Below are 21,588 nucleotides of genomic sequence, written 5' to 3'. Positions count from 1 at the left end.
CCGCCAGCCGGCGGTCTTTACATCGTGCTGCAGTGCGGCATACCTTGGGGGTCACGCCCCACTGGATCGCCCCCATGTCCCGTCCGTACAACTTCAGCGCCGGCCCTGCAGCCCTTCCCGAAGCCGTCCTCAAGCAAGCCCGCGAGGAGTTGCTGGACTGGAACGGCGCCGGCGCCTCGGTGCTGGAGCTGAGCCACCGCGGTCCGGAGTTCATGCGCGCTGCGGAAAAGGCCGAAGCCGACCTGCGCACATTGCTGTCGGTGCCCGATGACTACGCGGTCCTGTTCCTGCAGGGCGGGGCGACCACACAGCAGGCGCTGATACCGCTCAATTTTGCCGCGCCGGGCCAAGCTGCCGACTACGTCCTTACCGGGCACTGGGGTGCGACCGCCATCAAACAGGCGCAGCCCTATGTCGACGCCCGTATAGCGGCCGATACGGCCGATGGGGGCTATCGGGGCCTGCCGATGCGCGCGGACTGGGCGTTGTCGGAAGGAGCGGCCTATGTGCACTACACCGCCAACGAGACCATCCACGGCGTCGAGTTCAACGAGATCCCCGAGGTCGGCGATGTGCCGCTCATCGGTGATTTCAGTTCCAGCATCGCGTCCGGTCCGCTGGATGTCTCCCGCTTCGGGGTGATCTACGCCGGCGCGCAGAAAAACCTCGGGCCGGTCGGGCTGACGGTGGTGATCATCCGCCGCGACCTGCTGACGCAAACCGGCCAGGCGCGCGCGCCGATCCTGGACTACGCCGCGCACGAGCGCGCCGGCTCCATGCTCAACACGCCGCCCACCTTCAACTGGTACCTGGCCGGGCTGATGTTCCAGTGGATGCTGGACGAGGGCGGGGTGGAGGAATTTGCCCGGCGCAGCGCGGTCAAGTCGCAATTGCTGTACGCGGCGATCGACGGGTCCGGCGGGTTCTATCGCAACACGGTCGAGCGCACTGCGCGTTCGCGGATGAACGTCGTGTTCTCCTTGCACGACGAGAACCTGGATGCGCGTTTTCTCGAACAGGCCCGCGCGGCGGGGCTGATCTCGTTGAAGGGCCACCGCGTACTGGGCGGCATGCGCGCATCGATCTACAACGCGATGCCGGTGTCAGGCGCGCAGGCATTGGCCGACTTCATGGCTGATTTCCAGCAGAGGAACGGCTGATGAGCGCCAAGGGCAAGCCGCCTGCGAAGAGCGCGGGCCGGGACGTGGTGCCCAAAAAGCCGCCCGCGCCGAAGCTTGCCGAACTGCGCGAGCGCGTCGACGGCATCGATCGCAGCATCCAGGAACTGATCGCCGAACGGGCGCGCTTCGCCAGCCAGATCGGCCAGGCCAAGGGGCCGTTGGCGGCGGCCATCGACTACTACCGCCCCGAACGTGAGGCGCAGGTGCTGCGTCGCGTGGTTGACCGCAACGAGGGCCCGCTGGAGGGCGAGGTGCTGGTGCGGGTGTTTCGCGAGATCATGTCGGCGTGCCTGGCCCAGCAGGAGCCGCTCAAGATCGGCTTCCTCGGCCCGGCGGGCACCCATTCGGAGCAGGCGGCTTACAAACACTTTGGCCACTCCATCCTCGGCTTGCCACTGGAAAGCATCGAGGAGGTCTTCGGCGAAGTGGAGTCGGGTGCGGCCGACTTCGGCGTGGTGCCGGTGGAGAACTCCACCCAGGGCACGATCCAGTCTACCCTGGACACATTCCTGGGCACCGACGTCAAGATCTGCGGCGAAGTCGAGCTGCGCGTGCACCAGCACCTGCTCTCGCGCAGCGGCCGCTTCGAGGATATCGAGCGCGTGTACTCGCATCCGCAGTCCTTCGCCCAGTGCAAGGCCTGGTTGCGCCAGCACCTGCCCGACGCCGAGAAGATTCCGTTGGCGAGCAATGCCGAGGCCGCCCGTCGCGCCCGCAACGCCGATGACGCCGCGGCGATCGCCGGTCTCAGCGCCGCGAGCGTGTACGGGCTGAAGTCGGTGGCCGGCCCGATCGAGGACCGGCCCGACAACACCACCCGCTTCCTGGTGCTCGGGCGCGAGCTGTTCCCGGCCTCGGGCAATGACCGCACCTCGCTGCTGATCTTCATCAAGGACCAGCCCGGCGCGCTGTTCCAGGTGCTGGCGCCGTTCGCGCGCCACGGCTTGAGCATGAACCGGATCGAATCGCGGCCCGGCCACGGCGGGCGCTGGCAGTACGCGTTCTTCGTCGACGTCGGCGGGCACATCGAGCAGGAGGCGATGCGCCTGGCGCTGGCGGAGGTCGATGAATTCGCCGAGCAGGTGCGCGTGCTGGGTTCCTACCCGGTCGCGATCGTATGAGCGAGGCGGTGCGGCAGGACTGGAGCGCCGGCAAGGGGACCGCGCTGCATGGCAGCCTGCGCGTGCCCGGCGACAAGTCCATTTCCCATCGCGCGGTGATGCTGGGTGCGCTGGCCGATGGCACCACCGAAATACACGGTTTTCTCGACGGTGAGGACACCCGGGCCACGGCGCGGATCTTCACGCAGCTCGGCGTCCGCATCGATACCCCGGCGCCGACGGTCTGCGTGGTCCACGGCGTCGGCCTGCATGGACTGCGCGGCACCGATGAGGTACTTGATTGTGGCAACGCCGGCACCGGCATGCGGCTCTTGGCGGGTGTGCTGGCCGGGCAGGCGTTCGACAGCGTCCTCGTGGGCGATGCGTCCCTGACAAAGCGTCCGATGCGCCGTGTCACCGATCCACTCACGGCAATGGGTGCGCGGATCGACACCGGCGAGGGCGGCACGCCACCGCTGCGTGTGCACGCCAGGACAGGTCTGCAGGGCATCGACTATGCGTTGCCGGTTGCCAGCGCGCAGGTGAAATCCGCCGTGCTGCTGGCGGGCCTGTACGCCGAGGGCGAGACCGTCGTGCGCGAGCCGCACCCGACGCGTGACTACACCGAGCGGATGCTGGCCACCTTCGGCTGGCCGGTTGAGACCGCACCTGGCGTCGTCCGCCTGAGCGGGGGCCATCGCCTGCGCGCCGCGCGCGTCGACGTACCCGCGGATTTTTCCTCGGCGGCCTTCTTCATCGTTGCGGCAACGATCATTCCGGGATCCGAGCTGCGACTGGAGGCGGTCGGCATCAATCCGCGCCGTACCGGCCTGCTGCAGGTCCTGCGCCTGATGGGCGCCGACATCCGCGAGGAAAACCGCCGCGACGATGGCGGCGAGCCGGTTGCCGACCTGCTGGTCCGCCACGCGCCGCTGCACGGCATCGAAGTGCCGTCTGCGCTGGTGGCGGACATGATCGACGAGTTCCCGATCCTGTTCGTCGCCGCCGCCTGCGCCAGCGGGCGCACGGTGGTCCGCGACGCCGCCGAGCTGCGGGTCAAGGAGTCCGACCGCATTGCGACCATGGCGACCGGCCTGCGCACGCTCGGCATCAGCGTCGAGGAGACGCCCGATGGCGCCGTCATCGAAGGCGGGCGACTGGGCGGCGGCAGCATCGACACCCACGATGACCACCGCATCGCGATGAGCTTTGCGGTCGCCGCGCAGCGCGCTTCGGGCGAGGTCCGCATCAACGACATCGCGACCGTCGCGACGTCATTCCCGGGGTTTGTCGAACTGGCGCGGGGCGCGGGAATGGCCATCGACGCGATTGCCGGGCCGCCCGCGCTGTAGCGCCCGCACCGTCCTGCCGGATCGACCGACACCCGCATCGCTGTCTTTGAGCAGGACGGCAAAACCCTTGCCTCGCGCTATGCTCCGGCGATGCTGAGCTTCACTCCCGTCGCCCTCGCGAGCCTTGCCTGGCTTGGACTGATGTTCGGCGCCGCGCTGTATGCCGAGCGGCGCCCGGCGCTGTTCGCCGGGCACTGGCGACACGTCTATGCACTGTCGCTGGCGGTGCACTGCACCTCGTGGACCTTCTACGGCACGGTCACCCAGGCGGCGCGCTACGGCTGGCCGCTGCCGCCGACCTTCCTCGGCGCAATCCTGCTCTACGTGCTGGCCGTGGGCTTCATGATCAAGCTGGTGCGCCTGGCCCGCGAGACCAACGCGACCTCCATCGCCGACCTGATCGCCACGCGCCTGGGCAAGGACGCGTGGCTGGCCGCGACCGTCACCCTGGTCGCTGCGCTCGGACTGATCCCCTACATCGCGCTGCAGCTGAAAGCGGTGGCGATGAGTTTCGCGATGCTGACCACCCGGGATTCCGGGCTCGCGACGCCGCCCTGGCAGGACAGCGCGCTGTACGTCGCACTGGCGATGGCGGTGTTTGCGATGCTGTTCGGGACCCGGCGCGCGAGCGCGACCGAGCACAACCGCGGCCTGGTGCTCGCGATGGCATTCGAGTCGGTGTTCAAGCTGGGCGCGATGCTCGCCATCGGCGCGTTTGTCTGGCTGGGTCTGGACACGAACGCGGGCGTCTCGCTGCAGGCCCCGATGCAGTCGATACCGACCTTGCCTGCGGCGCCCTCCGCCGGATTCCTCCCACTGGTCCTGCTGGGGGCGCTGGCAATGTTCATCATGCCGCACCAGTTCCATATCGGAGTGGTCGAGTGCCGCGACGAGCGCGACGTGCGCACCGCGCGCTGGCAGTTTCCGCTGTACCTGGTCCTGATCGCCTTGCCGGTCCTGCCACTGGCCACCGCCGGTGCGGCATTGCTCGGCGACTCGGTGCCCTCCGACATGTACGTGCTGGCGCTGCCCTTGTCGCAGGGCCACGAGGGCCTGGCGCTGTTCGCGTTCCTTGGCGGCTTGAGCGCCGCCACCGGCATGGTCGTGGTCAGCACGCTGACGCTCGGCCTGATGATCGGCAACCACTGGTTCGCGCCCGGGCTGCTGCGCGGTGCCTGGTCGCGCAACGATGGCAGCGACCTGCGCGGCAGCGTGTTGATGCTGCGGCGGTTCGGCATAGTCGCGATCATGCTGCTGGCCTGGGCCTACAGCCGGTTGGTCGGTGGCAATGAGGCGCTGGCCGACGTCGGCGCGGTGTCGTTCTCGGCGCTGGCGACGCTTGCGCCCGCGCTGGGTTTCGCGGTGTGGCGGCCGCAGACGCCGCCGCGGGCAGCGGTGATCGGCGTGGTCGTCGGGTTTGCGGCGTGGGCTTGGGTGCTGTTGCTGCCGATGGTGTTCGAGGTGGTCGGGCATCGCCCCGGATGGCTGGAGTCGGGGCCGCTGGGCCTGCGCATGCTGTCGCCGGACGGACTGTTCGGCCTGACCGGCTGGAGCAGGCTGGGACGCGCGGTCGGTGTCAGTCTCTTCCTTGGCACGCTGGCCACGGTGCTCGGCTGGACCTGGAGCTGGCGTCGGGATACGCCAAGGCGCAGTTACCGCGGCATGGATGCGCAAAGCCTGCGCGACGCGGGCATGCGGTTCCTGCCGCGCAACCGTGTCCAGCAACTGCTGCAGAAGGCCCCGGCCACGGGCCCCGTGCCAGCGGCGGTGGAGGCGGGCATCGAGCGCGAGTTGGCGGCGGTACTGGGCTCCGCCTCTGCGCGCGTGCTGCTGGATGCCGCGCGCAGCGAAAGCGGGCGGGGACTGGACACCGTGGCTGCGATCGTCGGCGAGGCGTCGGCGGACCTGCGCTTCAACCAGCGTGTCCTGGAGGCCGCGCTGCACAACATGAGCCAAGGCATCAGCGTGGTGGATGCGCAGCTGCGGCTGGTCGCCTGGAACCGGCGCTACGCCGAGTTGTTCCAGTATCCCGCCGAGCTGTTGCAGGTCGGGCGACCGATCGCCGACCTGTCGCGCTGGGCGATGATGCAGGGCCCGCCGCCGGCAGGCGGCCTGGAGCGCGCACTGGAGCGGCGGCTGGCCTTCATGCGTGCCGGTTCACCACACCTCACCGAACGCATCCTCTCCGACGGCAGCATTCTGGAGATCCGTGGCAACCCCATGCCCGGTGGCGGCTTCGTGGCGACCTTCACCGACGTCACCGATTTCCGCCGCGCGGAGGCCGCGCTGCTGCAGGCCAACGAGACCCTGGAGCAGCGCGTCATCGAGCGCACGGCCGACCTCCAGATCGCCACCCGCGAAGCCGAGCGCGCGAATGATGCCAAGAGCCGGTTCCTGGCCGCGATCGGCCACGACCTGATGCAACCGCTGCATGCCGCGCAGCTGTTCACCGACGCGATGTCGGTGCAGGCCGCCACCGACGCGCAGCGCGCGATGCTGTCCCAGATTGGCGGGGCGCTGGATTCCACCGGCGACCTGCTCACCGGCTTGCTGGAAATGTCGCGCCTGGAGGCGGGCGGACTGGTGCCGGAGCCGCGCGCCTTTGCCCTGGCCGAAGTGCTCGAGCCGCTGGCTTCGGAATTCAGCGCCATCGCCGCCGCACGCGGGCTTGGGTTCCGTTTCGTGCCGACCCGGGCGTGGGTGCACAGCGACCCGCAACTGCTGCGGCGCGCACTGCAGAACTTCCTTGCCAACGCGGTGCGTTACACCACCAGCGGTCGGGTGTTGTTGGGCGTACGCCGCCGCGGCGACGGACTGCGTATCGAGGTCCATGACACCGGGCCCGGCATCGACGCAGGCATGCAGCAGGCCATTTTCGAGGAATTCCGGCGCGGCCTCGACGCACCCGGGCAAGGGCTTGGCCTGGGGCTGTCGATCGCCGATCGGATTGCCCACCTCCTCGAGGCTCCGCTGACCCTGCACAGCCGCCCGGGGCAGGGCACGATGTTCGCGATGCAGGTCGAGCGCGTCGAGGCGCGGCTGCCGGCGGTCGCCAGCGCATCCCGCGGTTTTGCCGGTCTGCGCGTGCTGCTGGTCGACAACGATGCGCAGGCGCTCGCGGCACTGGCCGCTATCCTGCGCGGATGGGGTTGCGAGGTGTTGACGGCGGCGGACCGCGAGGGTGCGCGCCGGCACCTCGCGCGCGAACCGACGGCGCTGTGGCTGTTTGATTACCACCTCGACGACGGCGACACCGGGGTGGCGTTGGCCGAAGCGCTGGCCGTCGAACACGGCGCCCGGCCCACCCTGATCCTCAGTGCCGATACCGGGCACGTGGTCCGGCGCGCGGTGCTCGACGCGGGGCAGTCGTTGCTGTCCAAACCGCTCAAGCCACTCGCGCTGAAGTCCGTGCTGGACCGGATGCTGGCCGCGAGTGCGCTGCGCGAGGAGCCGGTGGCTGTCGAGGACGACTGAGCGCGATTCGCTCAATCTGCGACCACCCGCGCGGGGTCGACGAGTTCCAGGCTCCTCAGGATCACCCCCGCCTGGGTGCGGTTGCGCACGCCCAGACGCTCGAAGATGGCCGACAGGTGCGCCTTGACCGTGCGTTCCTGGACCGCGAGGCGGTCGGCGATCTGCTTGTTCAACAGACCTTCGGCAACGAAGCTGAGCACGCGGAACTGCTGTGGCGACAGGCTGGCAAGCCGCGCCGCCAATTCGGCATCGGTCGGCGAGCTGCGGGTGTGGGAGACGGAGGCGCGCAGCGCGGGCGGCAACCATTGCTCGCACGCCAGCACGGCGCGGATGGCGTCGCGAAGCTCGTCCAGTCCAGAGCTCTTGGGCAGATAACCGGCCGCGCCGTGGTCCAGCGCCCGCCGGATCACGCGCGGGTCGTCGTTGGCCGAAACGACCACCACCGCGACGCCCGGGTACTGGGCGCGGATCGCCGCCAGACCGGCGAGTCCGTGGTTGCCGGGCATGTGCAGGTCCAGCAGGATCAGGTCGATGTCCGGCTCCGCCTCCAGCAGCGTCAGCACGGTCGGCAGCGAGTCGGCTTCGTGCACGGTCAGGTCGGCCACCGCGTCCGCCGCGGCGCCGCGCAATGCGGCCCGGAACAGCGGATGGTCGTCGGCGATCAGGAGGGAAGGCATGCGCGCCAGATTAGCAACTGCGCGGGGCCGGGGCGTGGTACGAAAGTACGATGAGCGGGCTGCTCGGGTCTTGCTACTGTCGGTGCATGAAAACTTCCCTGCTTGCCGTCGCCCTGTCTGCCGTCCTGTCCGTCGCCGCCGGCTGCGCGACCACGCCCAATCCAGGAAACGCCGCCATGGCAGCGACCGCTTTCGGCCCGGTGCGTGTCACCGAACACCGCGGCAACGATGACCTGCTCACCGCCGGCCTGGGTCTGGACGGCTTGCGCGCGATGACCGCACCGGAGTTCGCCGACCCGGAAAGCCCCACGGCCGCGGAAGTGCGCCGACGCGCCGTCTGGAGCAACTGGCGCGGCATCGCGGATCTCGCGCCGGGAGGCGGCTATGCGGAGTTGTACGGCAGTGTCGCGCCATCGCCCGGCCGGGAGTTCCAGACGCTGGCGCGGCTGCCGGGTGCGAAGCAACCACACCGGGTGCTGGTGCAGGTGCCCGACAACTTTGACCAGCAGGCGCGTTGCGTCGTGCTGGCACCGGCCTCCGGGTCGCGCGGCGTCCTCGGCGCGATTGCCGTCGCCGGCCCGTGGGCGCTGCCCAGGGGCTGCGCGATCGCGTACACCGACAAGGGCGCGGGCAGCGATTACTACGACCTCGACGCCGGGGTCGGGGTGCAACTGGACGGCACCATCGGTGGGCCGGACGCCGCTCTGGCATTCCAGCCGGAGCCGGCGCCTGCCACGGGCGTCGCATTCAAACATGCGCATTCCGGCGACAACCCCGAAGCGCACTGGGGCGAGCACGTGCGCCAGTCAGCCGAATTTGCGCTGAAGGTCCTCACCGAAGCGTTCCCGGATGCCGCCCCTTACCGGTTCGACAACACGCGGGTGATCGCGGTCGGCATCTCCAATGGCGGCGGCGCCGTGTTGCAGGCGGCCCAGTCGGCGTCCGCGGGCGACTGGCTGGATGCGGTCGTCGCGGCGGAACCGAATGTGACGGTCGCTGGCGCGCGCCCCATCTACGACTACACCACCGAGGCGGCGCTGCTGATGCCGTGTGCGCTGCCCGCGCTCGGAATCCCGGCGATGCCGACCGCGGACGTGCAGTGTGCGGCGCTGGCAACGGCCGGCCTGATCCAGGGCGACACGATCGGCGAGCAGCAGCAGTCCGCCTATCAGGCCCTGCGTGCCAACGGCTGGACCGACGAGGCGCTTCGCGCCGGCTCGATCAGCGTTGCCTTCGACCTGTGGCGCTCGGTCGCGGTGACCTATGCCTCGGCCTACGGACGGTTTTCCGCCGGGGCACATCCGTGCGGCTACTCCTTCTCGGCGGTGACCAAAGACGGAACGCCGCGTCCGGCGACCGCGACCGAGCGCGCCGCGTGGTCATCGGAGGCGGCAGGGATACCGCCGGGCGCGGGCGTTGGCATCGTCGCCCCGCCGATCGATCCGGCCAATCCGATCGCAGGCCTGCAGTGTCTGCGTGCGCTGTGGGACGGGCAGGGTGCCGATGCCGATCGCGTGCGCCAGGGCATCAGTGAATTGCAGGTTGCCCCGCCAGCCGCCGGACTGCCGGTGATGGTGATCCACGGCCTCGACGATGGGCTGATTCCGCCCGCGTTTAGCAGCGCGCCGTACGTCGCGGCCGCGCGCAGCGCCGGCGCGGACGTGCACCACTGGCAGGTGCGGAACGTGCAGCACTTCGACGCCTTCCTTGGCGTGCCCGTGTACGCCGGGATCTACCTGCCGCTGTTGCCCTATGTCTACGAGGCGCTGGACCGCACGTGGGCGCACCTGGAGAACGGTGCGCCGATGCCAGCCGATGCGGTCATCGCGACCACCCCGCGCGGTGCGGGAAAGCCCCTGCAGGCCGGGCACCTGGCGATTCCGCGATGAATGGCGGGGCCAACGTCCGTCAATTCAACACCTGCAGGCCAACAATGGTCGCCAGTACCGCAGCGATGATCGCGACGCTGCCGTCGCTGCGGCGGTAGCCGTAGTCATAGCGGTTGCCATAGCCGTCCTGGTATCCGCGCTGGAAGCCCTGGCGGAAGTAGTGCTGGTATTCGCCCGGTGAGATGTAGCGACCGTTGTAGCCGTATCCCGCGTCCTGATAGGCGAAATTGTCCCGGTAGTCGGCGCGCCAGCCGTCGTACCGGTCCGCCTGGCCGGCCCGCAGCCCTTCCTGGTAGCCGTAGTCGACGGCCTGTTGCATGAGGTTGGCACCGTAGCGGTTGGTCGAATGCCACTGGCCGCCAAACTGGTAGCGGTAGCTGGCAGGCGTCGAGTAGAACGGGTCGTTGTAGTAGTTGTAGCGGCCCGAATCCCAGCTGACATGTTGCTGGCGCAGTCGCTGGTTGTACTGGTTCTGGTAGCGGTACTGATTGGCGCGGCGTTGCTGCTGCAGCGCGCGTGTGCGCTGCATGGCGACTTCACGCTGACGCGCCTGGGCGGCGTAGTAGCGGTCGGCCCGTTGCTGATCGTGGCGGATCCGCTGCTCCTGGCGGCCATCGCGTTGTCGGGCATGGGCCGGTTGCGAGCCCTGTCCACGGTTGTCGCCCTGATATCCACTGTTCCGGGTGCTCTGGCGGTCGTGCCGGCTGTCGGACTGGGCACGCGATCTCTGGGCCCGGTCCAGCGATTCCGCCATCGCACTCCGGCGTGGGCCACTCGCGTCGCGCGCTGGTCGGCCGTCACGGACGCGTGCACCGCGATCGGACCTTTGGGGCGCTGCCGCCTGCCTGCGATCGGGCCCGCGGTTGCCCGAATCCGGTGTCCGTACCGCGATCGGTGCAGCGCGGTGGGCCTGTGGCGTCGGCACGCCCGCTTCAGCTTTGCGTTGCGGGCGTTCGACGTCCCTGACGCGTTGCCGGTGTTCCAGTTGCCGCGTGGTTCGATCGTTGTCACGACTGTGGGCGTTGCCCGGGAGTGCCAGCATGGACACCAGCAGCGGCGCCAGGACCAGCGTCCAGTTGATCGGGCGGGACAGAAGTTTCATGTTGGACCCTCGCTCGTAGGCCAACACCCCTGTTGGCACCTTCACAATTGATGGACGCCGATGAACGGGCGCTGACGTCGGCCGGGATTGTTCATAGTCATTAACGAACGTTCGGGGTTGCCTCCGGAAATGCGAAAGGACGTGTCCGGTTCGAAGCGGCGACGTCGTATCAGGGAGCATCGGGTGCGTATTCCTTCGCACGCCTTTGGTGCCGTGGCAGCTTCCGGCAGCAGGGTCCAATGAAGAAACGGGCGGGATGCCCGACAGGGGAGTGGAATGAAAGCAATACATCCAGTGCTTATCGCCTTGCTGGCACTGCTCCACACCGGTTGCGCAACGGTGAGCCAGGGCGACTGCCTGAGCGGCAACTGGTCCCGTATCGGCTACGAGGACGGTGTCGCCGGTTATCCGTCATCCCGTCTGGGCAACCATGAGCAGGCGTGCGCGGCGTACGGGGTGGGCGTGGACTCGCGCACTTACCTGGAGGCGCGGGAGCGTGGCCTGGAGGTCTACTGCACGCCGTATCGCGGCTTCACTGCGGCGGCCAACGGCCGCAACTACGCCGGCGTGTGCCCGGGCCACCTGGAACCCGGATTCCTGGCCGGATTTGGCGACGGCCGCTTCGTCCACGACGCCAAGCAGCGCCTCGATGACGTGAGTTCGGACGTGGGCTCGATTGAATACCGGATCCGCAAGGCCGACAAGGATATCGGCAAGGCCCAGAAGCGTCTTGATCGCGCCGAGAGCGAGGATGAGCGGAAACGCCTGCGCAGGGAAATCAGCGAGCTGCGCGCCGACATCCGGCGTGCCGACGAGGATTTGCGGCACGCCCGTCGCCGCGAGGATATGGCCCGGCGTGAGCTGGACCATGTCAGCCGCCGCTTCGCCCCGATCTACGGGCACTGGTAAGGCTCACGACCATCAGCCGTTGGCGGCGCGTCCTGTACCGCCGCGGAATTGACCGCATTCGCAACAAAAGGAATAGCCATGCTTCGACCTATCGCAATGGGACTGCTGCTCGGGCTGACCGGCCTGAGCTTGCCCGCACTCGCCCAGGACACGTCCGCTGCTGGCGACACGATCCTGGTGTTCGACGCGTCCGGATCCATGTGGGGCCAGATAGACGGAGTGCCCAAGATCACCATCGCGCGCGACGTGGTGAAGGAATTGCTGGACGACCTGCCGCCCGAGCGCCGGCTTGGTCTCGTTGCCTACGGCCATCGCCGCAAGGGCGACTGCAAGGACATCCAGACGCTAGTGCCGGTCGGTGGCGACCGCGCCGCCATCGCCAAGGCCATCGCTGGCATGAACCCCGTCGGCAAAACGCCGATGACCGCTGCGGTGCAGCAGGCCGCCGAGGCCCTGAAATTCACCGAGAACGAAGCCACCGTCATTCTGGTGTCTGACGGTCAGGAAACCTGTAACGCAGATCCGTGTGCGGCCGCCGAAAAGCTGGCGACGATGGGCATTGGTCTGACCGTGCATACGGTGGGCTTTGGCTTGGGCGAAGAAGAGGCCGGGGCGAAGGGCGAGCTGAAGTGCATGGCCGATGCGACCGGAGGCCGTTTCTTCGTCGCCGATGACGCCAAGGAGTTGAAGGACGCCTTGGCGCAAATCAGTGTCGCGCCATCCAAGAAGTCAAAAACGGCGGAACCCGCGCCGGCAAAAGCCGAGCCTGCGCCCGCCCCCGAGCCCGCGGCAATACCGACTGGCAAGGCAAGTCTGGAGGCGACCGACCAGCAAGGTGGGCCGGTGATCAGGCAGGATCTGGTGTGGACCGTTCGCCATGGTGCGACCGGTGAGGTTCTGCATGAGTCCGACGCAACCGGCAAGCTCGAGGTAGAACTTCCGCGCGGCGTGCATGACGTATCGGTTGTCCGCGGATCGGATGGTGCGACCGCAGAGGGCGAGATCAAACTCACGGGTGACCGTGCAAGCCTTAGCTTGCCCCTCGTGGTCGAGCTCAAGGCCACGCTGAAGGTGCCTGCTACCGCCGCCGCGGGTTCGAAGGTCCGCGTCATCTGGACGGGGCCGGGCGAGGGTAATGACTACATTTCCGTCGGCCCCGCCGATGCGGGCAACAGCAAACATGCCAACTACACGCGTACCAAAGACGGCAACCCGCTGCAGTTGTTGATGCCGCCTACTGCCGGCACATACGAGGTTCGCTATGTGAGTGCCAAGAACCATGACGTGCTCACGCGCGAGAGCATTGACGTAACTGAGGTTGGCGCCAGCGTGGAGGTTCCCGCGAAGGCACCGGCGGGTTCGACCCTGCGCGTTGCATGGACCGGACCGGACTATGCGAATGACTACATTTCCGTAGCGAAGGTCGGCTCTGCCGGGAGGTCCGAGGTGAACTACACGCGCACTTCGGCAGGTAATCCACTGAAGCTGCTGATGCCCGCCGAGCCGGGTCCTTATGAGGTGCGCTACGTCCAGTCCCAGTCGCACAAGATTCTCGCCAGCCAACCCATTGAAACCACCAGGGTCAGCGCGACGTTGGACGCCCCGGATTCAGGAGTTTCGGGAACCAGGATCAAGGTCTCCTGGACCGGCCCCGACTATGCCAATGACTACGTCTCGATAGCGAAAGTTGGCTCGGCGGGCCGTAGTGAAGTGGGCTATCAGCGGACGTCGCGAGGATCCCCGCTGGAACTGACTCTGCCAGACGACCCCGGTACATACGAACTGCGCTATGTCCAAAATCAGACCCACAGGATTCTTGCGAGCAAGCCAGTCACCGTGACTGCTGCTCCGTAACGGCTGACACCCGTCTCCAGAGACGGCCGCTCAGGCAACAAAAAAGGCACCCGTCAGGCTGCCTTTTTCTGTCAACGTTCCGGCAACTCAGCTGCCGCTGCGCGACCCACCCCGGCCACTGCCGGGACGGCCGCCGCCCCGCGGACCGCCGGGTCGCGGGCCACCGGGACCGGCGCGACGACCGGCCGGTTTGCCGGCGCCGGACTTGCCGGCCGGACGGTTGCCGCCGGGCCCGCGCGGCTTGTCGCCGTAGGGATTGAAGCCGCCCGGGTTGGCGTGGTCCGACGGAAAGCTGGGTGCACCGTCGGGATGCCCGTAGGGCGGGCGCGGTCCACGCGCCTGGCCGCCCGCAGGCGCCCGGCCCTTGTAACCCCCGGCCGGCTTGTTGCCGTAGGGCTTTTTCGGTCCACGGCTGTCGGCGTTGCGGTGCCCGCTGGGGCCGGTGTTGACGCCATCGGGCACGTACCAGGTGCGGAACGCGGCCGGGTTGCCGTCGGGCAGCGGCTGCTGTCCCTTGGGCGCGCGCTGTTTGTACGGCCGCTGTGACTGCTTGGCGGCGGCCTCGCCGCTCACAGTCAGCCCGCCGTGGCGCTTGGGGGCACCGCGGCCGCGGCCGCGATCCTCGCGCACGTTGTCGAAGCGGCGCAGTTCGCGCCCCTCATCAGCGCTGGTGACGTGACCACCGACATAGCCCGGGCTCTGCGCCCGACCGGTCAGGTTGATGGTGGAGCGGGCGGCCTTGCGCTGGCCGATCACCGGCTGCAGGGTCAGCGCGGACGGCGTGCCGTCTTCCAGGCCCAGCTCCTTGCGCAGGGCGTCCACCCGCTCCGTCGCCATCTCCATCGACTGGCCGCGGAGCAGTTCGCGCGGCAGGTCTACCGAGCCGTACTTGATGCGCTTCAGGCGGCTGACCTGGCAGCCCTGGGACTCCCACAACCGGCGCACTTCTCGGTTACGGCCTTCCTTGACCACCACCCGGAACCAGTCGTGCGAGTCCGCTCCGCCGATGCGCTCGACGTCGTCGAACCTGGCCGGGCCGTCCTCCAGGGCAACACCGCGCTTGAGCCGGTCCACGACCGCATCCTCCACGCGGTCTTCGCCTTCGGGTGCGCGCACCCGGCAGACGTACTCCCGCGACACTTCGTGCGAGGGGTGCATCAGGGTGTTGGCCAACTCACCGTCGGTCGTCAGCATCAGCAGGCCGGTGGTGTTGATGTCCAGGCGGCCGACGGCGATCCAGCGCGCGCCTTTCAGGGCGGGCAGGGCGTCGAAAATGGTCGGGCGACCCTCGGGGTCTTCGCGGGTGGTGACCTCGCCCTCGGGCTTGTTGTACATCAGTACGCGGGACGGCTCGGTCAGGGCGCTGGCGACGAATTGCCGGCCATCCAGTTCCACCTTGTCCCCGCTGCCAATGGAGACGCCGACCTGGGCCACCTCGCCATTGACCTTGACCAGGCCGTCGGCGATGCGCTGCTCCAGCGCCCGGCGCGAGCCCAGCCCGGCCTGGGCCAGGACCTTGTGCAGGCGTTCCTGCATGCGCGGCGTCGCGGTGCCGCCGTCGTCCTTGCCGTGCTTGAGGGAAAGCTTGCTGCGTGTTTCTTCAGTCATTTGGGTAACTCCGACGAGGCCTCTTCGGCATCGTCATCTTCGAGTGATCCGCGGCGTTCCATCGTCTCGATGGCGTCGTCCGCGGTGTTGGAATCGTCGGCCGGCTGTTCCCGTGCGGGAACGTCGACGGCGTCGGCATCGTTCTGGTCCAGCGCCGGGTCGGTGGCAATGCCACCGGCAGCGATGGATCCGGGTGTTTCGGGGGTATCGCGAGGTTCGAACTGCAGTTGCGGTTCCAGCTCGCCGATTTCCCCCAGTTCCGCCAATGGCGGCAGTTCATCCAGGCGTTTCAGGCCGAAATAGTCGAGGAACGTGCGGGTCGTGCCGAGCAGCGCGGGCTTGCCCGGCACATCGCGGTGCCCGACCACGCGGATCCACTCGCGCTCCTCCAGCGAACGGATGATGTTGCTGCTGACCGACACGCCGCGTACCTGCTCGATCTCGCCGCGGGTGATCGGCTGGCGGTAGGCGATCAGCGCCAGCGTTTCCAGGGTCGCTCGGGTGTAGCGCGTCTGGCGTTCGGTCCACAGGCGGGCGACCCAGGGATGCACGTCGGCGCGCACCTGGTAGCGGAACCCGGAAGCCAGCTCCACCAGCTCGACGCCGCGTCCTTGGCAGTCATCCTGCAGTGCCTGCAGCGCCTGCGCAACATCGCCGGCGGCCATCGGCTGCTCGTCGTCGCCGGCGAGCAAATCGCCCAGTTGGGCGGCGCTCACCGGCTGGTGGGCGGCCAGCAGGATGGCTTCGATGATGCGTTTGGTCAGGGTCTGGTCCATGCAGCGTGTCGTTGTGTGGTTGGTGCGGTGCGCTCAGGGCGCGTCGTCGTTGGCGGCATCGTCGAATTCGCTGCTGAGCTGGATCTCTTCGGGCGCGGTGCCAATGGCCAGTGATCTGATGTAGATCGGTGCCAGCGGCGCCTCCTGCACGATGTCCACCAGTTGTTCCTTGGCCAGGGTGAGGATGCCCAGGAAGCTCACCACCACGCCCATACGTCCTTCGCTGGCCTCGAACAGGGACTCGAAGCGGTGGAACTCGCCGTCATCGAGCCGGGCCAGCAGTTCGCCCATGCGCTGGCGGACACTGAGGGCATCGCGCTTGATCGCGTGCTGGGTATACAGCTCGGCACGCTTGAACACATCATGCAGCGCCAGCAGCATCTCGCGCAGATCGACCTCGGGCGGCAAACGTACGGCTGCGCGATCCGGTACAAACGCCTGGGCGGGAACGGTATCGCGATCCTGCCGGGGCAGCGCATCGATGTCCTGCGCGGCTTTCTTGAAGCGTTCGTACTCCTGCAATCGACGGACCAGTTCCGCGCGTGGATCCTCCTCGTCGTCCTCTTCCGACACCGACCGCGGCAGCAGCATCCGCGACTTGATCTCGGCCAGGATCGCGGCCATCACTAGGTACTCGGCTGCCAGTTCGAAGCGCAGGTGGTGCATGGCCTGGATGTAATCAACGTACTGGCGGGTGATCTCCGCGACCGGGATGTCGAGGATTTCCAGATTCTGCCGGCGGATCAGGTAGAGCAGCAGGTCCAGCGGGCCTTCGAATGCATCCAGGATGATTTCCAGAGCATCGGGCGGAATGTAGAGGTCCTGCGGAATCTGCAGCACCGGTTGCCCGTGCACCATCGCAAGCGGCATTTCCTGCTGTCGCGGCGACACCCGTGCCTGGATCTCCCCGTCCGGTAGCGGTGTTTCCTGGTTGTCATCGGTCGCGACGGGCGCGGAAACGTTTGTCATGCGGTGCCGGCCCCTCCGGGCCGTGGCGCTGCGTTGGTGCGGTTGCGTCGAAACATCACGGCTCGATCATGGGCGCGCTGCACAAAAGGCGTCAGCGGACGGGGCAGAACCGGAATACTGCCTGGCGGTGGCAGGAATAGGGTCCAGCCATCGTCGGGTTCCGACGATGATCATGCGATGTTGGACATGCAGCAGTAAAAAGCGGACCTGCTGACAGATGAATCGATCTGGGATGAACACCGCTGTGACAGACGCGGCCATGGCATCGCGAAGATCGTTACGGCGGCAGGGCCGTAAAGGACGCGACGTCTTTATCCAACTCAGGTTCCGAACAGGTTACGGGCTGCACGTGGCTCTGTCCAGCGTTGCGCCACGGGGACGCGGGGGGCGTGGGGCGCGTCGGGGTTGGCCTACAATCGTTGATTGGCTTGTCGGCTGGAAATGAAACCATGCTCTACGTGATCGAGGGATACGACGGCGAGGACGTGCTGGCATTGCGCGGCAAGGCGCGGCCGGCGCACCTGGCCAGGCTGGAGGCATTGCGCGACGCCGGCCGGTTGCTGCTGGCCGGCCCATGCCCGTCGATTGACGCCGAGGACCCGGGCCCGGCCGGCTTCAGTGGCAGCCTGGTGGTGGCCGAATTCGAGTCCCTCGAAGCTGCGCGCGAGTGGGCCGATGCCGACCCTTACGTCGACGCGGGAGTGTACGAGCGCACCGAGGTCCGGCCATTCCGCCGGGTACTGCCGTGACCGGCGGCCTGCCGCGCGGGCAACGCGTGCCGGCGATCCGCGCGGCCATCGAAGCTGCGTTGGCGCCGGTCTCCCTGTCCGTCGAGGATGACAGCGCCCGCCATGCCGGCCATGCCGGCGCCCGCGACGGCCGTGGCCACTTCAATGTCGAGGTCGTCAGCGACGCGTTCCGCGGGCTCGCTCCGCTGGCGCGGCACCGGCGCGTGTACGAGGCCGTCGGCGCGATGATGGAAACCGACATCCACGCGCTGTCGATTGTCGCCCGTGCGCCGGACGAAGCGGGCTAGCCCGGCCGGCCCTGCGGGCACCGTCCAGCGACCGCTATACTCGCGGGCGGCTGCTGGTTTGCCGGCTTCCTGACATCCACCGCAGCGCCGCATGCGGCGCGCAATGAGGCTCCCGCGACGCATGCGTCTGTCAACGATCAAGCTGTCGGGCTTCAAGTCCTTCGTCGATCCCACCACCCTGCATCTGCCGACCAACATGACCGCGGTCGTGGGGCCGAACGGCTGTGGCAAGTCGAACATCATCGACGCGGTGCGCTGGGTGATGGGCGAGAGTTCGGCCAGCCGCCTGCGCGGCGACTCGCTGACCGACGTGATCTTTGCCGGATCGTCCACGCGCAAGCCGGTCTCCCAGGCCACCGTCGAGCTGGTGTTCGACAACTCCGACCACACGATTACCGGCGAGTACGGCGCGTTCGACGAGATTTCCGTCAAGCGCCTGGTCAGTCGCGACGGCGCCAGCCAGTACTACCTCAACGGCGCCAAATGCCGTCGCCGGGACATCACCGACCTGTTCCTGGGGACCGGCCTGGGACCGCGCAGCTACTCGATCATCGAGCAGGGGATGATCAGCCAGATCATCGAGGCGCGGCCGGAGGACCTGCGGGTCTATCTGGAAGAGGCGGCCGGCATCTCCAAGTACAAGGAGCGCCGCAGGGAGACCGAGACCCGCATCCGCCATACCCGCGAGAACCTCGACCGGCTCAGCGACCTGCGTGACGAGGTCGGCAAGCAGCTCGGCCACCTGAACCGCCAGGCGCGGCAGGCCGAGCAGTACCAGGCCATCCAGGAAGATCGCCGGATCCGCGACGCGGAATGGAAGGCGCTGGAGCACCGGGCGCTGGATCGCAAGCTGGCCGGCCAGCGCGAGAAGCTGGCGCAGCAGGAGACCCGCCTGCAGCAATTGATCGCCGAGCAGCGCGAGGCCGAGCGCGAGATCGAGACCGGCCGCGTACGCCGCGAGGAAGCCGCCGAGGCGCTGAACAAGGCGCAGGCCGACAGTTACGAGGTCGGCGGCGCGCTCGCGCGCATTGAGCAGCAGATCCAGCACCAGCGCGAGATGGCCGAGCGCCTGCTGAAGGCCCGCGACGAGGCCCGCCACCAGCTGGCCGAGGTCGCCGAGCACATCGGCAACGACCAGTCGCGGCTGGAGGTGCTGAGCGCGGCGCTGGAAGTGGACGAGCCCCGCCTGGAGGAGTTGCGCGAGCAGGATCTGGATCGCCAGGAAGCGCTGCGCGCGGCCGAGGCGGCGCTGTCGTCCTGGCAGCAGCGCTGGGACGACCACAGTCGCGCCCAATCCGAGGCGACCCGCTCGGCGGAGGTCGAGCGCACCCGGATCGAGCATCTGGAGCGCCAGGCGATGGACGCCGAGCGTCGCCGGCAGGCCCTGCAGTCCGAGCGCGAAGGCCTGGACCTGACCACGCTCGCCCAGGCCTTCGCCGAGCTGGAAGAACAGCACGAGACCCACAAGGTCTCGCTGGACAGTCTTGGCGACGTGCTGGAGCTGCGCAAAAGCGGTGTCGATACCCTGCAAGAGCAACAGCGCGAAGCGCAGTCGGCATTGGCGGACGTGCGCGAGCAGGCGCAGGGCGCGCGCGGCCGCTTGTCCTCGCTGGAGACGCTGCAGAACGCCGCATTGGGGCAGGAAGACGGCGCCGCGCTGGGATGGCTGAAGGCGCGCGGCCTGGACTCCGCGGTCCGCGTCGGCGAGGCGCTGGTGGTGGAGGAGGGCTGGGAAGACGCCGTCGAGACCGCGCTGGGCCAGATCATCGAAGGCGCCCTGGTGGACTCGCCTGAAGCGCTGGTGGACGCGATCGGCGAGCTGGACCACGGCCGGCTGGCGCTGGTGGCCTCGGCCGAGGCGCCGGTCGACTGCGCCCCCACCTCGCTGGCCGGCAAGGTGCAGGGTCCCGCCGCCGTGCGACGCCTGCTGGTGCCGCTGCACGCGGCCGACGACCTGTCCGCCGCGCTCGCCCTGCTGCCGGCGCTGGCCGATGGCGATTCCGTGATCACCCGCAAGGGCGAGCGCCTGGGCAACGGCTGGGTGCGCGTGCTGCGCTCGGGCGCGGTCAAGCAGGGCGCGCTGTTGCGCGAGAAGGAGATCCAATCGCTGCGCAGCCAGATCGAGACGCTGCAGGAGCGCGAGCACGAACTCGAAGGCAGCCTGACCCGCCTGCGCGAACAGAATCTGGCCGCCGAACAGCAGCGCGAGGAAGCGCAGCGCGCGCTCCACGTCGCCCACCGCAGCGTCGCGGAGCTGGCCGGCCGGCTGCACAGCCAGCAGGGGCGGCTGGACTCGGCACGAAGCCGGATCGAGCGCATCGATGCCGAGCTCGCCCAACTGACCGAATCCGCGCAACTGCTCACCGGGCAGGCGCGCGAGGCCCGCACCCGCCAGGAAGAGGCGGTCATGCGCATGACCGAGCTGGAAGACGCCCGCCTGGTGCTGGACAGTGATCGCCGCCGCCTCGGCGAGGCGCGCGACCAGGCCCGCAACATGGCCCGCGAATCCCGGGACGCCGCGCATGCACTGGCCCTGACCCTGGAATCGCACCGCGCCCAGATCGCCTCGCTTACCCAGGCCCTGCAGCGAATGAGCGGCCAGCGCGGCCAGCTGGACAACCGCCTGGTGGAGATTTCCAGCCAGCTCACCGACGGGGCCAGCCCGGTGGATGAGCTGGAGCAGCAGCGCCAGGCCGCGCTGGAGCGGCGGGTGCAGGCGGGCGAGGTCCTCAGCGCCGCCCGCAGCGCACTGGACGGGATCGACCAGGAGCTTCGCCGCTTCGAGCAGGTCCGCCAGCAACGCGACGAGCAGGCGCTCGCCCAGCGCGAAGGCATCGGTCAGCGCCGGCTCGAGCAGCAGGCCTTGGTGCTGAAGGCCGAGTCGCTGGTGGAGGCCATCACCGAGGCGGGCTTCGTGCTCGACGACGTGGTCAACACCCTGACCGACGAGATGGAGCCGGCGGCGTGGGAACGCACCGTGCAGGAGCTGGACGCCAGATTGCGCCGGCTCGAACCGGTCAACCTGGCAGCCATCGCCGAACACGCGGAAGCCAGCCAGCGCAAGGAGTACCTCGACGCGCAGGACGCCGACCTGTGCACCGCGCTGGAAACCCTGGAAGACGCGATCCGCAAGATCGACCGCGAAACCCGCGGCCGCTTCAAGGAGACCTTCGACCGCGTCAATGCTGGCGTGCAAGCTTTGTATCCGCGCCTGTTCGGCGGCGGCCACGCGTATCTGGAGCTCACCGGCGACGATCTGCTCGACACCGGCGTGGCGATCATGGCCCGCCCGCCGGGCAAGCGCGTATCCAACATCTCGCTGCTGTCGGGCGGCGAGAAGGCGATGACCGCGGTCGCGCTGGTGTTCGCCATCTTCCAGCTCAATCCGGCGCCGTTCTGCCTGCTCGACGAGGTCGACGCGCCGCTGGACGAAGCCAATGTCGGCCGGCTCGCGGCCATGGTCAGCGAGATGAGTGAACAGGTACAGTTCCTGTTTGTGAGCCACAACAAGGCGACGATGGAAGCCGCGCAGCAACTGGCCGGCGTCACGATGCGCGAGCCCGGTGTCAGCCGGCTGGTAAGCGTTGACCTCACCGAGGCGACCCGCCTGGTGGGCGCCGCCTGATCGCGGGCGTCGGACCGTCGTGCCACGACGGCGTTC

Annotated in this window: 14 protein-coding genes and 1 pseudogene; 10 read left to right on the top strand and 5 right to left on the bottom strand. The window is 68.4% G+C overall.

Going from position 1 to position 21,588, the window contains the following annotated elements; genetic code table 11:
* Positions 1–74 precede the first annotated feature (74 nt).
* The 4 genes from serC to INQ43_RS07625 all read left to right on the top strand — a co-directional run bounded on the left by serC (position 75) and on the right by INQ43_RS07625 (position 7,107).
* Positions 75–1,160, top strand: a complete 1,086-nt coding sequence (gene serC / locus INQ43_RS07640; protein ID WP_194033745.1) for a 3-phosphoserine/phosphohydroxythreonine transaminase — start codon at positions 75–77, stop codon at positions 1,158–1,160.
* On the top strand, positions 1,160–2,302 hold the full coding sequence (gene pheA / locus INQ43_RS07635; RefSeq protein WP_194036048.1) for a prephenate dehydratase: 1,143 nt from the start codon (positions 1,160–1,162) through the stop codon (positions 2,300–2,302). The genes serC and pheA overlap by 1 nt, the downstream gene beginning before the upstream one ends.
* Positions 2,299–3,633: a 3-phosphoshikimate 1-carboxyvinyltransferase gene (gene aroA / locus INQ43_RS07630; RefSeq protein ID WP_194036047.1), complete on the top strand. Its 1,335-nt coding sequence runs from the start codon at positions 2,299–2,301 to the stop codon at positions 3,631–3,633. Before pheA ends, aroA begins: the two co-directional genes overlap by 4 nt.
* A gap of 90 nt (positions 3,634–3,723) precedes the next feature.
* On the top strand, positions 3,724–7,107 hold the full coding sequence (locus INQ43_RS07625) for a PAS-domain containing protein (RefSeq protein ID WP_194036046.1): 3,384 nt from the start codon (positions 3,724–3,726) through the stop codon (positions 7,105–7,107).
* 11 nt (positions 7,108–7,118) lie between these two features.
* Here the strand turns inward: INQ43_RS07625 and INQ43_RS07620 are convergent, their stop codons facing one another.
* Positions 7,119–7,784: a response regulator transcription factor gene (locus INQ43_RS07620; RefSeq protein ID WP_194036045.1), complete on the bottom strand. Its 666-nt coding sequence runs from the start codon at positions 7,782–7,784 to the stop codon at positions 7,119–7,121.
* An 86-nt stretch (positions 7,785–7,870) separates the two neighbouring features.
* Here INQ43_RS07620 and INQ43_RS07615 point away from each other — a divergent pair, with 86 nt between their 5' ends.
* The gene (locus INQ43_RS07615; RefSeq protein WP_228062440.1) at positions 7,871–9,673 is read left to right on the top strand and encodes a D-(-)-3-hydroxybutyrate oligomer hydrolase; all 1,803 of its coding nucleotides are present in this window, start codon (positions 7,871–7,873) and stop codon (positions 9,671–9,673) included.
* A gap of 19 nt (positions 9,674–9,692) precedes the next feature.
* Here INQ43_RS07615 and INQ43_RS07610 read toward each other — a convergent pair whose 3' ends face one another.
* On the bottom strand, positions 9,693–10,775 hold the full coding sequence (locus tag INQ43_RS07610; protein ID WP_194036044.1) for a hypothetical protein: 1,083 nt from the start codon (positions 10,773–10,775) through the stop codon (positions 9,693–9,695).
* Positions 10,776–11,051: 276 nt separating this feature from the next.
* Here INQ43_RS07610 and INQ43_RS07605 point away from each other — a divergent pair, with 276 nt between their 5' ends.
* Together INQ43_RS07605 and INQ43_RS07600 are read left to right on the top strand one after the other, a co-directional pair.
* A complete protein-coding gene (locus tag INQ43_RS07605; RefSeq protein WP_194036043.1) occupies positions 11,052–11,684 on the top strand; it encodes a DUF2799 domain-containing protein in 633 nt (210 codons plus the stop codon).
* A gap of 96 nt (positions 11,685–11,780) precedes the next feature.
* The gene (locus INQ43_RS07600) at positions 11,781–13,538 is read left to right on the top strand and encodes a VWA domain-containing protein (protein WP_194036042.1); all 1,758 of its coding nucleotides are present in this window, start codon (positions 11,781–11,783) and stop codon (positions 13,536–13,538) included.
* A gap of 87 nt (positions 13,539–13,625) precedes the next feature.
* Here the strand turns inward: INQ43_RS07600 and INQ43_RS07595 are convergent, their stop codons facing one another.
* From INQ43_RS07595 to INQ43_RS07585, 3 genes and pseudogenes are all read right to left on the bottom strand, one after another.
* Complete coding sequence (locus tag INQ43_RS07595; protein WP_194036041.1) at positions 13,626–15,146, bottom strand: pseudouridine synthase; 1,521 nt, start codon at positions 15,144–15,146, stop codon at positions 13,626–13,628.
* Between the two features lie 131 nt (positions 15,147–15,277).
* Positions 15,278–15,922: pseudogene (scpB, locus tag INQ43_RS07590) on the bottom strand (SMC-Scp complex subunit ScpB); the annotation flags it as partial.
* A gap of 33 nt (positions 15,923–15,955) precedes the next feature.
* Complete coding sequence (locus tag INQ43_RS07585; RefSeq protein WP_194036039.1) at positions 15,956–16,891, bottom strand: ScpA family protein; 936 nt, start codon at positions 16,889–16,891, stop codon at positions 15,956–15,958.
* A gap of 449 nt (positions 16,892–17,340) precedes the next feature.
* On the opposite strand from INQ43_RS07585, the gene INQ43_RS07580 reads away from it, so the two are divergent.
* The 3 genes from INQ43_RS07580 (at position 17,341) to smc (ending at position 21,552) form a co-directional block, all read left to right on the top strand.
* On the top strand, positions 17,341–17,640 hold the full coding sequence (locus INQ43_RS07580; RefSeq protein WP_194033733.1) for a YciI family protein: 300 nt from the start codon (positions 17,341–17,343) through the stop codon (positions 17,638–17,640).
* Positions 17,637–17,927 carry a BolA family protein gene (locus tag INQ43_RS07575; protein ID WP_228062439.1) on the top strand — a complete coding sequence of 97 codons (291 nt, stop codon included), beginning with the start codon at positions 17,637–17,639 and terminating at the stop codon, positions 17,925–17,927. Before INQ43_RS07580 ends, INQ43_RS07575 begins: the two co-directional genes overlap by 4 nt.
* A gap of 121 nt (positions 17,928–18,048) precedes the next feature.
* Positions 18,049–21,552, top strand: coding sequence for a chromosome segregation protein SMC (gene smc / locus INQ43_RS07570; protein ID WP_194036038.1), 3,504 nt, complete (start codon positions 18,049–18,051; stop codon positions 21,550–21,552).
* The last annotated feature ends 36 nt before the right edge of the window (positions 21,553–21,588 follow it).

Source organism: Lysobacter sp. H23M47 (assembly GCF_015209765.1).
GTDB classification, from domain to species: domain Bacteria; phylum Pseudomonadota; class Gammaproteobacteria; order Xanthomonadales; family Xanthomonadaceae; genus Novilysobacter; species Novilysobacter avium.
Note: the sequence above shows the minus strand (reverse complement) of the source record. Positions and strands in the feature narration are given on the sequence as shown.

Coding starts and splice junctions, on each gene's coding strand:
- serC (WP_194033745.1), top strand. CDS start 75: ATGTCCCGTCCGTACAACTTCAGCGCCGGCCCTGCAGCCCTTCCCGAA.
- pheA (WP_194036048.1), top strand. CDS start 1,160: ATGAGCGCCAAGGGCAAGCCGCCTGCGAAGAGCGCGGGCCGGGACGTG.
- aroA (WP_194036047.1), top strand. CDS start 2,299: ATGAGCGAGGCGGTGCGGCAGGACTGGAGCGCCGGCAAGGGGACCGCG.
- INQ43_RS07625 (WP_194036046.1), top strand. CDS start 3,724: ATGCTGAGCTTCACTCCCGTCGCCCTCGCGAGCCTTGCCTGGCTTGGA.
- INQ43_RS07620 (WP_194036045.1), bottom strand. CDS start 7,784: ATGCCTTCCCTCCTGATCGCCGACGACCATCCGCTGTTCCGGGCCGCA.
- INQ43_RS07615 (WP_228062440.1), top strand. CDS start 7,871: ATGAAAACTTCCCTGCTTGCCGTCGCCCTGTCTGCCGTCCTGTCCGTC.
- INQ43_RS07610 (WP_194036044.1), bottom strand. CDS start 10,775: ATGAAACTTCTGTCCCGCCCGATCAACTGGACGCTGGTCCTGGCGCCG.
- INQ43_RS07605 (WP_194036043.1), top strand. CDS start 11,052: ATGAAAGCAATACATCCAGTGCTTATCGCCTTGCTGGCACTGCTCCAC.
- INQ43_RS07600 (WP_194036042.1), top strand. CDS start 11,781: ATGGGACTGCTGCTCGGGCTGACCGGCCTGAGCTTGCCCGCACTCGCC.
- INQ43_RS07595 (WP_194036041.1), bottom strand. CDS start 15,146: ATGACTGAAGAAACACGCAGCAAGCTTTCCCTCAAGCACGGCAAGGAC.
- INQ43_RS07585 (WP_194036039.1), bottom strand. CDS start 16,891: ATGACAAACGTTTCCGCGCCCGTCGCGACCGATGACAACCAGGAAACA.
- INQ43_RS07580 (WP_194033733.1), top strand. CDS start 17,341: ATGCTCTACGTGATCGAGGGATACGACGGCGAGGACGTGCTGGCATTG.
- smc (WP_194036038.1), top strand. CDS start 18,049: ATGCGTCTGTCAACGATCAAGCTGTCGGGCTTCAAGTCCTTCGTCGAT.